Origin of the sequence: Kordia algicida OT-1, from assembly GCF_000154725.1 — a bacterium.
GTDB classification, from domain to species: Bacteria; Bacteroidota; Bacteroidia; order Flavobacteriales; family Flavobacteriaceae; genus Kordia; species Kordia algicida.
On sequence record NZ_DS544873.1, the window covers coordinates 3,489,547 to 3,503,899 of the forward strand.

The 14,353-nt window shown below is 35.7% G+C and carries 10 protein-coding genes; 1 reads left to right on the top strand and 9 read right to left on the bottom strand.

What is annotated here, in order from left to right; genetic code table 11:
- Positions 1–14: 14 nt before the first annotated feature.
- The 5 genes from hppD to KAOT1_RS22065 form a co-directional block, all read right to left on the bottom strand.
- Entirely contained in the window at positions 15–1,178 is a 1,164-nt protein-coding gene (gene hppD, locus KAOT1_RS14940; protein WP_007095690.1) for a 4-hydroxyphenylpyruvate dioxygenase, read from the bottom strand.
- A gap of 133 nt (positions 1,179–1,311) precedes the next feature.
- A complete protein-coding gene (locus tag KAOT1_RS14945) occupies positions 1,312–2,469 on the bottom strand; it encodes a homogentisate 1,2-dioxygenase (protein ID WP_007095691.1) in 1,158 nt (385 codons plus the stop codon).
- Positions 2,470–2,788: 319 nt separating this feature from the next.
- Entirely contained in the window at positions 2,789–5,014 is a 2,226-nt protein-coding gene (locus KAOT1_RS14950) for a patatin-like phospholipase family protein (protein ID WP_007095692.1), read from the bottom strand.
- 11 nt (positions 5,015–5,025) lie between these two features.
- Positions 5,026–6,816, bottom strand: a complete 1,791-nt coding sequence (uvrC, locus tag KAOT1_RS14955) for an excinuclease ABC subunit UvrC (protein WP_007095693.1) — start codon at positions 6,814–6,816, stop codon at positions 5,026–5,028.
- A 112-nt stretch (positions 6,817–6,928) separates the two neighbouring features.
- Positions 6,929–8,314: a Fic family protein gene (locus KAOT1_RS22065; RefSeq protein WP_007095694.1), complete on the bottom strand. Its 1,386-nt coding sequence runs from the start codon at positions 8,312–8,314 to the stop codon at positions 6,929–6,931.
- Positions 8,315–8,354: 40 nt separating this feature from the next.
- Here KAOT1_RS22065 and KAOT1_RS14965 point away from each other — a divergent pair, with 40 nt between their 5' ends.
- The gene (locus KAOT1_RS14965; protein ID WP_007095695.1) at positions 8,355–8,918 is read left to right on the top strand and encodes a 5-formyltetrahydrofolate cyclo-ligase; all 564 of its coding nucleotides are present in this window, start codon (positions 8,355–8,357) and stop codon (positions 8,916–8,918) included.
- A gap of 2 nt (positions 8,919–8,920) precedes the next feature.
- Here KAOT1_RS14965 and KAOT1_RS14970 read toward each other — a convergent pair whose 3' ends face one another.
- The 4 genes from KAOT1_RS14970 to ileS all read right to left on the bottom strand — a co-directional run bounded on the left by KAOT1_RS14970 (position 8,921) and on the right by ileS (position 14,291).
- The gene (locus KAOT1_RS14970) at positions 8,921–9,574 is read right to left on the bottom strand and encodes a lipoprotein signal peptidase (protein WP_007095696.1); all 654 of its coding nucleotides are present in this window, start codon (positions 9,572–9,574) and stop codon (positions 8,921–8,923) included.
- Positions 9,575–9,627: 53 nt separating this feature from the next.
- A complete protein-coding gene (locus KAOT1_RS14975; RefSeq protein ID WP_007095697.1) occupies positions 9,628–10,248 on the bottom strand; it encodes a DUF4097 family beta strand repeat-containing protein in 621 nt (206 codons plus the stop codon).
- Positions 10,249–10,500: 252 nt separating this feature from the next.
- Positions 10,501–10,881 carry a TraR/DksA family transcriptional regulator gene (locus KAOT1_RS14980; protein ID WP_007095698.1) on the bottom strand — a complete coding sequence of 127 codons (381 nt, stop codon included), beginning with the start codon at positions 10,879–10,881 and terminating at the stop codon, positions 10,501–10,503.
- A 5-nt stretch (positions 10,882–10,886) separates the two neighbouring features.
- A complete protein-coding gene (ileS, locus tag KAOT1_RS14985) occupies positions 10,887–14,291 on the bottom strand; it encodes an isoleucine--tRNA ligase (protein WP_007095699.1) in 3,405 nt (1,134 codons plus the stop codon).
- Between the last annotated feature and the right edge of the window lie 62 nt (positions 14,292–14,353).

The window sequence follows — 14,353 nt, forward strand, 5'->3', positions numbered from 1 at the left end:
TTTAATTAGTTATATTACAATGTTCCGCGAGCAGCTTGTTCTCTTTCTATCGCTTCAAATAAAGCTTTAAAGTTTCCTACTCCAAATGATTGTGCGCCTTTACGCTGAATGACTTCAAAGAACATTGTTGGTCTGTCTACAATGGTTTTGGTAAATAACTGCAATAAGTATCCTTCTTCATCACGATCAATTAAGATTCCGTGTTTTTTGAGTTCTTCTACATCTTCATCGATGTCGCCAACACGTTCTAACAAGTCATCATAATATGTATCTGGAACGTATAAGAATTCTACTCCACGTTCGCGCATTTGCGAAACCGTATCAATAATATTGTCTGTAGCAACCGCAATATGTTGTACTCCTGAACCATTGTAAAAGTCTAGATATTCTTCAATTTGCGATTTCTTTTTTCCTTCTGCGGGTTCATTGATTGGAAATTTGATTCTACCATTTCCATTACTCATTACTTTACTCATCAACGCAGTAAAATCGGTAGAAATATCATCATCTGTAAAGGAGATAATTTGCGCAAATCCCATTACTTTCGCGTAGAATTCACACCATTCTTTCATTTCTCCCCAACCTACATTTCCTACCATGTGATCGATGAATTTTAAGCCAACTGGCTCCGGATTGTAGTGAGATTCCCATCTTTGATATCCTGGTAAAAAGACTCCGTTATAGTTTTTACGTTCTACAAAAACATGAACCGTTTCTCCGTACGTATAGATTCCTGAGCGAATTACATATCCGTTTTCATCTTCTTCTTTTGTTGGTTCCATGTACGGTTTTGCGCCTCTTTTGGTCGTTTCTTCAAAGGCTTTTGTAGCATCTTCTACCCAAAGTGCTACTACTTTTACGCCATCGCCGTGTAAATCGATATGCTCATTGATTTCGCCACCTTTTCCTAATGGTGTTGTTAAGACCAAGCGAATTTTATCTTGTTTTAATACGTATGAAACTCTGTCGGTTAATCCTGTTTCCAATCCTGCGTAAGCTTCTGATTGAAAACCAAAAGCCGTTTTGTAGAAATGTGCCGATTGTTTGGCGTTCCCGACGTATAATTCTACGTAGTCTGTTCCTAAAAGTGGAAGAAAGTCTTCTGCTTCGTCAAATAATTTTTTGAGTCCGTATTCTGTATTTTGTAAATCTTTTAAGTTTTTTATTTCTGCTGCCATCTTTTTATAATTTTTTATGCGTTTGCAATTCGTTTTTGTGTGTGATAAATCCTGTAAGTAAGTTTGTTTACTTACCACATGGCACGAATTTGCGTTGCAATGTTGGTTGTGTGTTGTGTCATCAGTCTTGTATTTATTCTAACCAAGATTTGAAATAGTCTTCATCAGCAATTTTCATGGCTTCTTCGGTTACTTGTAAAGGTTTGAAGGTATCGACCATGACTGCCAATTCTTCTGTTTCTGTTTGTCCGATGCTTCGTTCTACAGCACCAGGATGTGGTCCGTGAGGAATTCCTGCTGGATGTAGTGAAATGTGTCCTGCGTCAATATCGTTTCTACTCATAAAGTCTCCATCTACATAGTATAAAACTTCGTCGCTATCAATATTGCTGTGATTGTAAGGTGCTGGAATGCTTTCAGGATGATAGTCGTATAATCTTGGCACAAATGAGCAGACTACAAATGCGTCTGTTTCAAAAGTTTGATGTACTGGTGGCGGTTGATGAATGCGACCTGTGATTGGCTCAAAATCGTGAATGGAAAACGCATACGGATAGTTGTAACCATCATAACCAATAACATCAAATGGATGTGTGGCGTAGATCATTTCAAAAATGTCACCTTGCTTTTTAACTTTGATGAGGAATTCTCCTTTTTCATCGTTGGTTTCTAGTTCGTATGGTCTGCGAATGTCACGTTCACAGAAAGGCGAATGTTCTAAGAGTTGCCCAAACCAGTTTCTGTAACGTTTTGGTGTATAAATTGGTCGATACGATTCTACGATGAACAAACGATTGTCGTCTGTATCAAAATCTAGTTTGTAAATGATTCCGCGTGGAACTAATAGATAATCTCCATATTTGAAATCAAGATTTCCGAGCATTGTGCGGAGTTTCCCTGTTCCTTTGTGAATGAAGATGAGTTCGTCTGCGTCTGTATTTTTATAGAAATAATCACGCGTAGATTCTTGTGGAGCCGCCAAAATGATGTTGCAATCACTGTTGGTCAACACTACTTTTCTACTTTCTAAATAGTCTGCTTCTGGTGGCACTTGAAATCCGCGGAAGCGATAAGATTGCATATTATTCGCTTTGGCAATTTTGGGTTGTACGCTGTATTGCTTGCGAATTTCTTTGACTTGTGTCGGTCTGTGTTCGTGGTAACTGTTGGTGGACATTCCATCAAAGCCAATTGTTCCAAAAAGTTGTTCGTAGTATAAATCGCCGTTTGGCTTTCTGAATATCGTGTGTCGTTTTGGTGGAATATTTCCTAATTTATGATAAAAAGGCATATTGTTATTTTTTTGTAATCGTAAAATATAGTGTAATAATATATAGAAAAATGTGAGAAAAGAGGTCACATTTAGCAAAAAAACAACGCTTTCTTATTCAGGATTTCGCTTGATAAGATAGTGTAAATGCGCTAGTAAGTCGTTCCAAAAAGGTTTCACTTGTTTAAATTTTCCAGGTATTTTTTATTCACCTGTTTACAAATATCGTAATTATTTATAGATTTTTTATGATTGAAGTCATGTTTGGGATTTATTATGGAGATTTAATCATGTATTTTACAAGCTGTTATTGATTTAAAACGCACTTTTTTGTGAGCGTCTAAAACCAAAATCCAATACTAAAATATAGCTGATCGTCATCAATTTCGGGAGTCCAAGCATATTTGACTTGTAAAGGTCCAAAAAAGGTTTCTAAACCATAACCAACGGCATAACCGTTAAAGTCTGGTTTTGTAAACCATTCACCGCTTCTAAAAATATCGTTTCCAGCATTTGCATAGTTTGCCGTTAGATTTACGTGATGCTTCGTTAAGAAATTATAATCAAATGAAATACTTCCTTTTACAAAACTATTTCCTGTAAAGCTTAAAAAGTCGTAACCAAGAAAAGACGTGTAGTTATTGATGAAGTTGTTTCCAAATCCTCCCAAAACAAAATCTAAGGAATTGGTAGAATTATCTCCAATTTTAAATCCGCCTTCGGAAGTAATGTTTAGCGAAACATTGTCAATAATTGTGGTTGCATATCCCATTTTCGCTTTTGCGATAGAGAATGGATTGAAGTTTTTGTTGAAGTCAGATGAATAGAGATACCAATTAAAGTCACCTTCAAAGAACAATCCGCTTGACGGAAAATATTTATTGTTGTAGGTATCTAATTTTAAGAATCCGAATGTGCTGATAAAATCACTTTTTTCAAAAGTAGTTTCTTCTTCATTGCCTTCCACAATGGTTTCTGAGGTGAGTTTTAGTCGTTTGTGTTCTGCTCCGACGCCAAATACAAATTCTTCTCGAACGACAGTTTGAATGTACAATTGGTTGGTTAAATCGGCAACATCAAGATCAATTCTGTTTAGGTTTGGATTTTCATTGCCTTCACGAATTAAATCAAAATTTATTCCGCGCTCAAAGGTGTTAAAACGCGATTTGAGTCCGACACTCCAATAATATCCTTTGTCAATATAATACTCAAAGTTGTAGCGAATGTTGTCGCCAATAATAAAGTCGAACGAAGCCACATCATTGTTAAAGAGTACTTTTTTTGCCGTAACATTTATCAATCCTGCCGTTTTGTATACATCGTCATAGTGTGCTCCCAAACGTAAAAATGTTTTGTTTGGACGCTCTCTCAGGTTTAAGATTACGTCTTTTGTGCCATCGTCATTTTTTACAGTTTTATAACGAATTCCTGTAAAGTTTCCTGTTGCGGCAAGGTTACTAATTCCTTCTTGAAATTTTTTGAACGATACTTTTTTGGGCGTTTTGAAGCGAAGTTTACCACGTACGTAGGAACGTGTGTATTTTTTATTTCCACGTAAGTGAATGTAATTTACATTGATAGAATCTTTTATTTTTACAGGTGGTAATTGTCGTTTTTGTTTTTGCTGTGCCGCAACTTTTTGTAATGCTTCAATTTGTTTCTTGCCCGCTTCATGACCTCTTGCTATTAATTCGCGACCTCTGTCAAACGACATCACAGAGAAACCAACAATATCTGGACGAATGTAAATGTCTGTTTTTTTACTTTTTTCCCGCATTGCTTTTATGGTACGGAAGTTATTGATTTGGTTGAGGATTGATACTGCAGATTTCAATTTGTCTCTGCTTGCCAAATCGTCTTGCACATCTACACCAATGATGACATCAACACCTTTTGCTCTGATTTCATCAACAGGATAGTTGTTGGTAACACCACCGTCAATGAGTAGTCTACCCGACATAGGAATAGGTTCAAATAGAGACGGAAACGCACCACTTGCCGTTATTGCTTCCGCCAAAAATCCTTTTTCAAGAATGACAGATTCTGCTTTTTCAATATCTGAAGCAATACATAAAAACGGAATGGGAAGTTTACTAAAATCATTTACATGATCTACGTGCAATAGTAAGCTTGCAAGTTTGTTGTATACGTTTTGTCCTCTAGAAATTGACGAAGGAAAGCTTACTTTGAAGTTTTCAAACGGCAACGTGATTGCATAACGTTCTGCATCTTCTTTTTCGTAAAATGTTTTGGCAGATCGTGGTAAATCATCCTGAATTAGTTTGTTGAAATCTGTAATTTTAAAGATGGAATCGATTTGTTTTCCGGTATAACCTGAGGCATATAATGATCCGATGATGGCGCCCATACTTGTGCCTCCAATATAATCTACCCGAATTCCCAAACTGTCAATTATTTTGAGTGTTCCAATATGCGCCAACCCTTTTGCTCCGCCACCACTGAGTACCAAACCTACTTTAAGGTCTTGCTTTTGTGGTGTTTTTTCTTGTGCCGAGACAATAAAGAAACTAAAGATTGCTATGTAAATACAGATCCACTTTTTCATGGTGTGAACGCTTATTTTTTATGAAAGTTATTGTATATTTTTTTTGCTCTGCTATTTCCAACTACTGCCGAAATGTCTTCGAGAGAAGCTTCTGAAATTCGTTTGACCGATTTGAATTTTTTCAACAGTTCTACGATGGTTTTTTCGCCAATTCCTGCAATGGTTTCCAATTCTGAGTTTAACGCACTATTGCTTCGTTTGTTTCGGTGGAACGTAATTCCGAATCGGTGTGCTTCATTTCGTAAATGTTGTATAATTTTTAGCGTTTCGCTTTTTTTATCTAAATATAGTGGAATTGAATCACCTGGATAGTATATTTCTTCCAAACGTTTTGCAATTCCGATGATTGCTATTTTTCCTCGTAAATTTAGTGCATCTAAACTTTTTAATGCCGAAGATAGTTGTCCTTTTCCTCCATCAATGACAATTAATTGTGGTAAAGGTTGCTTTTCTTCTACCAAACGTTTGTATCGGCGATACACGACTTCTTCCATAGAAGCAAAATCGTCGGGACCAACTACGGTTTTAATGTTGAAATGTCGGTATTCTTTTTTGCTTGGTTTTCCATTTTTGAATACTACACAAGCCGCCACAGGATTGCTTCCTTGAATGTTGGAGTTGTCAAAACACTCAATGTGTCGCGGTTCTTCTGAGAGACGTAAATCCTTTTTCATTTGCGCCATAATACGATTGACGTGCTTGTCTGGATCTGTCAGTTTTATTTGCTTGAAACGTTCCATACGATGGTATTTCGCATTTCGTAATGACAGTTCTAAGATTCGTTTTTTGTCACCTAATTTTGGAATTGTGATTTTGAATTTTTCGCCAACCTCAACTTCAAAAGGTACATATAGTTCTTTGGAGTTTGTTTTGAAACGTTGGTGAATTTCTGTGATAGCGAGTTCGAGTAATTCTTTGTCGGTTTCGTCCAATTTCTTTTTGATTTCCATCGTGTGCGATCGGATAATAGAACCTAACGAGAGTTGCAAGAAGTTAATGTACCCAAAACTTTCGTCGGATACGATTGTAAAAACATCGACATTGCTAATTTTTGGATTGACAACTGTTGATTTTGCTTGATAGTTTTCTAGAATGTCTATTTTTTCCTTGACTTTTTGCGCTTGTTCAAACTCCATTGCTTCCGCATAGGTTTTCATTTGCGCTTTAAATTGATTGAGTGAATCTTTGAAATTTCCCTTGATAATTTCTCTAATTGCTACAATTTGCTCGTCGTAACTTTGTATGGTTTGATAACCTTCACACGGACCCAAACAATTGCCCAAATGATATTCGAGACACACTTTGTATTTGCCTGCGTTAATTTTTTCTTGTGATAAATCGTAATTGCAGGTTCGCAACGGATAGAGACCTTTGATTAAGTCTAGTAGCGTTCGAACCGTTTTCATACTCGTATACGGACCAAAGTATTCTGAGCCATCTTTGATAACTCTACGTGTGGGAAATACACGTGGAAAACGTTCATTTTTGATACAAATCCATGGATACGATTTGTCATCTTTTAGCATGACATTGTAACGCGGTTGGTATTTTTTGATGAGATTGTTTTCCAACAGCAACGCATCTGTTTCTGTAGCTACTACAATGTGTTTTATGGAAACGATTTTTTTGACCAAAACCCTCGTTTTTCCATATTCATGATTTTTGGTAAAGTAAGATGCGACTCGTTTTTTTAAGTTTTTCGCTTTTCCTACATACAACAACTTTCCGTCTTTATCATAGTATTGATAGACACCAGGATTGGTTGGTAAGGTTTTGAGTTGTAGTTGTAGTGCTTCGGTCATTTGGTAGTATTGAGTACTGAGATATTAGTATTGAGATTGGTTCTAAGATTAAAAATATTTTTACATTTTACGTTTTCAAAGTGTTCTTGACTGTGCTCGAACTAACATATTGTTATTTTTTGGAGTTTTCTTTTTGCTTTATAAGTTCTTCGAATGATTCTTTATGTCTCTTAAGACTTAATTCTATTATTTCATCAATTTCATCAATTGTTAATTGTACTCCATACTGTTTCGTCACGAAAGTAACTTCATCAAACATTTCTTCTTCATTCCCTTGCTCATAGGAAACGTTATACTTCTCCTCATAAAATTCAAAATATATTACAAAATAAAAATCTCCCTTTAAAATTCCAGATTTTAATGTTTCAAATTCGAAAGAAATTTCAAAAAGATCATATTTCTCTCCAAATGCATTTTCAATTCTTTCAAAATCAGTTTCAAAATTTGATTTTTCATAAAATCGATTAAATAATTCTTTTTGTTTTATTTCAATTTTTTCAAATAGTTTTGCTCCAGAGTAATTTATTATCTTTTCAACTTGCTCCTTATTTCTAACTATAATCGTATCATTCAAATGCTTAAAGCGTTGTTCCAACAAAGCAACTTCTTTCTCCACATCATCATCTTCCTCAATATTCTCTCCTTTTGCGCCAGCAATCATAAGTTGTAAAGAATATACTAAGTTTTGTGCAATGTAATTGATAAAAGCTTCTATGTTTCCTGCGTCTGCCAATCGTAAGGCTGCGAAGTAATTTTCTTTGTCTTCTGTTTTAATGATCGTTGGTGGAAAACCATATTTCATCAAGATAAAATTCATGAGGATTCTTGCAGTTCGCCCGTTTCCATCATCAAATGGATGAATTCGTATAAATTTATAATGAAATTCTGCCGCTAATAATATAGGATTTACAGTTTCTTCTGTTATTTTTTCGTTATACCAATTGAGTAAATCGGTCATTTTTGCTGGCGTTTCTTCTGGTGTAGCAAATCGGAATATTTCTCCCGTAACCGTTTTTACATGATTTGGTGTTTTTTTGTATTTACCAACATGTACTTTCTTTTTCGTTGGTTTTCCATCTAGCGTAATCGCATCAACTTCGTATGGTTCTTTGAGTAATAACTCGTGAATTTGTCGGATAAAACTTTCTGTCAGTGGATAATCTCCTTTTACCACATCAATTACCCAATTAATCGCTTGATTGTGTCCTGTAACTTCAATATGATCTTTGAGTGGTTTTCCTTGTGCTGTAATATTGAAAAGAAGTAATGCTTTTGTTTCTCCATATGTCAACGTGTTTCCTTCTAAATGATTTGAATGGTAGTTCCAATCTAACCGAAATTTTTGCATGATAATAGCTTCTGTTTCAGCATCAATTGGTCGTAGAGTATCTAATTCTTTTTTAAGGTCTAACGCTTTTTTTAATTCTTCCATAGTACATTTCGTGCAAACAAAGTTACTCGCAATTCTTCCAAAAACAAAGGATTCGTATTGCTTCATCTAAGTTACAATTTTTTATTTTTGTGATAAATCTTTTAGAATGTCAAAAACTACCTTACGGAAGAAATATAAAGCATTACGAAATGAGCTGACACCTCAGCAGTTAGATGATTTTAGCATTGCCATCGCCAATAATTTGTTGAAACTTCCCGTTTGGGAAAAACGCTATTATCATTTGTTTTTGACAATTACCGAACAAAAAGAGATTGATACCGAATTTGTGTTGAATATTCTTTTGGGAAAAGATAAAGATGTTGTTTTGTCTAAGAGTGATTTTAAAAATCATTCGTTGACACATTTTCTACTAACAGATAATACCATCATTAAAAAGAATGCCTATAATATTCCTGAACCTGTAGATGGCATCGAAGTTCCTTCAACAAAAATTGATGTGGTTTTTATACCATTGTTAGCGTATGATACGAACGGAAATAGAGTTGGTTACGGAAAAGGTTTTTACGATCGCTTTTTGGCAGAATGCAAACCCGAAACGATTAAGATTGGTTTGTCCTTTTTTCCACCAGAAACAACTTTGTTTACAGTAGATGCAACTGATATTGGTTTGGATTTTTGTGTAACGCCTGAAAAAGTTTTTGAGTTTTAAATTTACTCTGTCGCAATTTCTTCTTCTACGGCAATTTCTTTTACGTTTTTTGGCTTCTTCGGAAACGCTCTTTTGTTAAAAATAATTAACAACAAAACTCCAATAGTAATTGCAGAGTCAGCAATGTTAAACACAGGATCGAAGAACGTAAAACGATCGCCACCAATCCATGGCATCCATGCTGGCCATGTAGTATCAATCATCGGAAAATGAAGCATATCAACCACACGTCCGTAGAATACAGGAGCATATCCACCGCCTTCAGGCATAAATGTAGCTACTTCTCCTTGATATACACTTTCATTGAAAATAAGTCCGTAAAATACAGAGTCAATGATGTTTCCAAAAGCACCTGCAAAGATGAGCGCAATAGCTACAATGAGAATTCGAGAGCCTTTTTTCTTTACCGAATCATACAACCAATATCCAATGGCAGTGATGGCAAATAATCGAAATAAGGTGAGAAATAATTTTCCATAGCTTCCAGGCAATTCAACGCCCCAAGCCATTCCTTTGTTTTCTACAAAGAGAATTTTAAACCAACTAAATACTTCTACGGATTCTCCGAGCGCAAAGTTCGTTTTGATATATATTTTACTGATTTGATCTATGAGTAAGACCAAAACAATGATTCCAATAGCTTTTTTTAATGACATGTGTCGTACAATTTTCGATTGAAAATTTAATTGCCCGCTAAAATAAGAATATTTTAGGCTTTATCAGAAGAATATGTAATCTTTCCATTGTTGGCTTTTAATTCTATTCTTTTCCCATTTTTGTAGAAGATGATTTCCTGAGGTTTTTTCGTCTCAAAATCAAGTTGCTTTTTGTTTGTAAGGTGAATGTTCCCTTTTTTGGATTGAATTTTTGCTTCCGCAGAAAAATCTTCTAAAGTAACGTTTCCTGAGAGTAAGACCGCCAAAAATTTTTGATAGTTTCCTTTGATGTATACTTGCGTTTCGTAGCCTTCTAGCTGAACTTTGAGCTTTTTAGGTAGATAGAGATTCATTTTGATTGAAAATACCTTGTGCGCGCTTAGTTTGTCGTTTGGCATTTGAAAACCTTCTGCGAGTTCACATGAAAGTTGTAGTTGCTTGTTTTTGGTTGCTGTAATGACATTGACATCTTGGTAATATTCGCCTTCCATACTGGTTTCAATTTTAATGAAAGGATCGTTTGTGCTGAAGATGTTGAGCTGAAATATTTTTTCCGTATTGATTCGGATTTCTTCTATTCCATCAATTGTAATGGTTTGTTGCGTTATTTTTTGGGCAAAGCATGCAGTTGTGAATAGCATAAAAAAATAGGTTATGTAAGTCACTTTTTGCATTGTTTTGGGTTTTGGGTTAAGTTGTTATTTCTATATTTTAAATCATAGTGTAAACTGCTAAACTTATAAACGCTTAAACTTCAACTTTGTTTTTAGCCTGCACTGAGTTTGCCAAAGTATGGACTCGTTCTTTGAAACTTCAAATACACTTAGAAACTTCCTAATACCTAATTCCCAAAATCTAATACCTAAATTTTCAACTGTAAACTAAAAAAGCGCTCATTGAGCGCTTTTTGTATGATATATAGATTTTTATTTCTGCATATTTTTTGCTTCAATACTTAAAGTTGCATGTGGCACTAATTTTAAGCGTTCAGGATTGATTAGTTTTCCTGTTACTCTACAGATTCCGTATGTTTTGTTTTCAATACGAATTAAAGCATTTTTTAGATCACGAATAAATTTCTCTTGACGAATAGCCAATTGCATATTTTTTTCTTTCGACATGGTTGTTGATCCTTCTTCAAAAGCTTTGAATGTTGGTGAAGTATCATCAGTTCCATTGTTATGATCGTTCATATAAGCACTTTTTAATAGTGCTAAATCTTTTTGCGCTTGATCTATTTTGTCTTGAATGATTGTTCTGAATTCTCCAAGCTGCTTGTCTGAGTATCTTATTTTAGTGTCTTCCATGATCTCTATATTTTTTTAATAAACAATACGGTGTTTACTTCATCGAAAGCAATTTCTGTTCCATTTTCTAGTTGATCCACAAATATAAGTTCTGCTGTCAACGTTTCCGTTTTCAGATAGTCTATATTTGCATTGATAGCATCGACTAAATGTTCATCTTTTTGTAGTGTTACTTGGATTTTATCCGTGACTTCAAACCCTGAATCTTTACGTAAGTTTTGAATTCTGTTTACAAGTTCTCTTGCAATTCCTTCTTTACGGAGCTCTTGAGTTATGGTAACGTCTAACGCTACGGTAATTCCTCCCGAATTGGCTACTAACCAACCTTCTATGTCTTGAGAAGTGATTTCTACTTCTGTTATGTCTAATGTACTATTTTTTCCGTTAATTTCTACGGGTATTTTTCCTGTTTTTTCAATTTCGGCAATTTCTTCTTGTCCAAATTGCATGATTACTGCTGCAGCTGCCTTCATGTCTTTTCCAAATTTTGGTCCTAAAACTTTGAAATTTGGCTTTATTTGCTTGACTAATATTCCAGAAGCATCATCTAAGAGTTCTACTTCTTTTACGTTTACTTCCGATTTGATTAATTCGGCAACAGCCAAAATCTCCGCTTTGTTTTGTTCATCCAACACAGGAATCATGATACGTTGTAATGGCTGACGCACTTTGATCTTTTCTTTAGCTCTTAACGATAATACGAGCGAAGATATTGTTTGTGCGTTTTCCATTTTACGTTCTAACGACTTGTCAATGAACGATTCATCGTATTTTGGAAACGCTGACAAATGTACACTCTCAAAGTTTTCTGTAGTTGTTGCTAGCGTTAAATCTTTGTAAAGTCTATCCATATAAAAAGGTGCGATTGGCGCGCCTAGTTTGGCAACTGTTAGCATACACGTATATAAGGTTTGGTATGCTGATATTTTATCATGTCCGTAATCACCTTTCCAGAATCTTCTTCTACTTAAACGCACAAACCAGTTACTTAGATTTTCTTGTACAAATTCTGAGATGGCTCTTGCAGCTCTTGTAGGTTCGTACTCTGCGTAAAATTGATCTACGTTTTTGATAAGTGTGTGCAATTCAGAAAGTATCCAACGGTCTATTTCTGGACGTTCTGCCAGTACAATTTCGTCTTCGCTGTAGCTGAAATTGTCAATGTTTGCATATAGACAGAAGAATGAATATGTGTTGTATAACGTTCCGAAGAATTTACGGCGTACTTCTGCGATTCCTTCTAGATCGAATTTTAAGTTGTCCCACGGATTTGCATTCGAAATCATGTACCAACGCGTCGCATCTGGTCCGTATTTGTCTAAGGTTGTAAATGGATCAACTGCATTTCCAAGACGTTTAGACATTTTTTGTGCGTGTTTGTCTAGCACTAAACCGTTTGATACCACATTTTTATACGCAACCGAATCAAAAACCATCGTTCCTATTGCGTGAAGCGTGTAGAACCAACCACGAGTTTGATCGACACCTTCTGCAATAAAGTTTGCCGGATAGTTTTCGTTGTTGTCTATGAGTTCTTTGTTTTCAAACGGATAATGCCATTGTGCATACGGCATAGAACCTGAGTCAAACCAAACATCAATTAAGTCACTTTCGCGTTTCATTGGTTTCCCAGAAGGCGAAACTAGCGTTATTTGATCTACAATATGCTTGTGCAAGTCTACGTTGTCGTAGTTTTCATCAGACATGTTTCCAACTTCAAAAGAAGCGTAAACGTCTTTGGTTTCTACACCAGCGTCGATTGCTTTTTTGATTTCCGCTTTTAATTCTTCTAAAGAACCAATTATCAATTCTTCTTTTCCATCTTCTGTACGCCAGATTGGTAATGGAATTCCCCAGAAACGTGATCGAGATAAGTTCCAGTCGTTGGCACCTGCAATCCAGTTTCCGAAACGTCCTTCTCCTGTCGATTTTGGCTTCCAGTTGATGGTTTGATTGAGTTCATGCATTCTATCTTTTACGTCCGTGATTTTGATAAACCATGAATCTAACGGATAGTATAATATTGGTTTGTCTGTACGCCAGCAATGTGGATAACTGTGCACATATTTTTCTACTTTAAATGCTTTGTTTTCAGTTTTTAGCTTGATGGCTAATTCGACATCAATTGATTTTTCTGGAGCTTCACCTTCTGCATAGTATTCATTTTTTACATATTTCCCTCCAAATTCGCCCAATTCTGGTCTGAATCGTCCTTGCAAGTCTACAAGTGGCGCAGGATTTCCTTCTTCATCTAATACTAATAATGGCGGAACTTCTGGCGTTGCTTCTTTGGCAACTTTAGCATCGTCTGCTCCAAATGTTGGCGCTGTGTGTACGATTCCTGTTCCATCTTCTGTGGTAACAAAATCACCCGAAATGACTCTAAAAGCATTTTCAGGATTTTGATATGGCAATGCGTAATCAAGCAATTGCTCGTATTTTATACCAACCAAGTCGCTTCCTTTGTGCTCGCTAGTTACTAAAAATGGTATTTTTTTGTCTCCTTGTTGATACGCTTCTAGTTCTTCGAGGGTTTCCACTTTCGTGAATTTACCCGTAAATTGTTTCCCAACTAAGTTTTTTGCCAATACGACATTTATAGGTTCAAATGTGTACTGATTGTATGATTTTACAACGACATAATCGATTTTTGGTCCAACAGTTAGTGCTGTGTTTGATGGTAATGTCCACGGTGTTGTTGTCCATGCTAAGAAATGTACATCGCCTATGTTTTGTAAGGCTTCTGGCAAGGTTTCTTTGATGGTTTTAAATTGCGCTACAACAGTTGTATCTGTGACATCTTGATACGCTCCAGGTTGATTGACTTCGTGCGAACTTAGTCCTGTTCCAGCTTTTGGTGAATATGGCTGAATGGTATAACCTTTATACATTAAGCCTTTGTCGTAGACTTGCTTTAACAACCACCAAACGCTTTCCATGTATTTGGGTTTGTACGTGATGTACGGATCGTCCATATTTACCCAATATCCAGCTCTTTTGGTCATATCGTTCCAAATATCTGTATAACGCATAACTGCTTTTTTACAAGCTTCGTTATATTCATCGATAGATACTTTTTTGCCAATGTCTTCTTTGGTGATATTGAGTTCTGATTCTACTTTAAGTTCTACAGGAAGTCCGTGTGTATCCCAACCAGCTTTACGTTTTACTTGATATCCTTTTTGGGTTTTGTAGCGACAGAAAATATCTTTAATAGCTCTAGCCAATACGTGATGAATTCCTGGTAATCCGTTTGCTGAAGGTGGTCCTTCAAAAAACACGAATGATTCAGCTCCTTCACGTGAGGTTATACTTTTTTCAAAGATGTTGTTTTCTTCCCAATAGTTTAGTATTTCTTCTGCTACTACGGGTAAGTTGAGTCCTTTGTATTCTGTAAATTTGTTAGCCATTTTTTCTGCTCTGTATTGAATTTGCGAAATTAATGAATTTCATTGAATTGTAATGTGTTAAA

What these genes read in the sequence shown, in the direction of transcription:
- uvrC (WP_007095693.1), bottom strand. Translation starts at nt 6,816, where the DNA reads ATGACCGAAGCACTACAACTACAACTCAAAACCTTACCAACCAATCCT.
- KAOT1_RS14950 (WP_007095692.1), bottom strand. Translation starts at nt 5,014, where the DNA reads ATGAAAAAGTGGATCTGTATTTACATAGCAATCTTTAGTTTCTTTATT.
- KAOT1_RS14965 (WP_007095695.1), top strand. Translation starts at nt 8,355, where the DNA reads ATGTCAAAAACTACCTTACGGAAGAAATATAAAGCATTACGAAATGAG.
- KAOT1_RS22065 (WP_007095694.1), bottom strand. Translation starts at nt 8,314, where the DNA reads ATGAAGCAATACGAATCCTTTGTTTTTGGAAGAATTGCGAGTAACTTT.
- hppD (WP_007095690.1), bottom strand. Translation starts at nt 1,178, where the DNA reads ATGGCAGCAGAAATAAAAAACTTAAAAGATTTACAAAATACAGAATAC.
- KAOT1_RS14945 (WP_007095691.1), bottom strand. Translation starts at nt 2,469, where the DNA reads ATGCCTTTTTATCATAAATTAGGAAATATTCCACCAAAACGACACACG.
- ileS (WP_007095699.1), bottom strand. Translation starts at nt 14,291, where the DNA reads ATGGCTAACAAATTTACAGAATACAAAGGACTCAACTTACCCGTAGTA.
- KAOT1_RS14975 (WP_007095697.1), bottom strand. Translation starts at nt 10,248, where the DNA reads ATGCAAAAAGTGACTTACATAACCTATTTTTTTATGCTATTCACAACT.
- KAOT1_RS14980 (WP_007095698.1), bottom strand. Translation starts at nt 10,881, where the DNA reads ATGGAAGACACTAAAATAAGATACTCAGACAAGCAGCTTGGAGAATTC.
- KAOT1_RS14970 (WP_007095696.1), bottom strand. Translation starts at nt 9,574, where the DNA reads ATGTCATTAAAAAAAGCTATTGGAATCATTGTTTTGGTCTTACTCATA.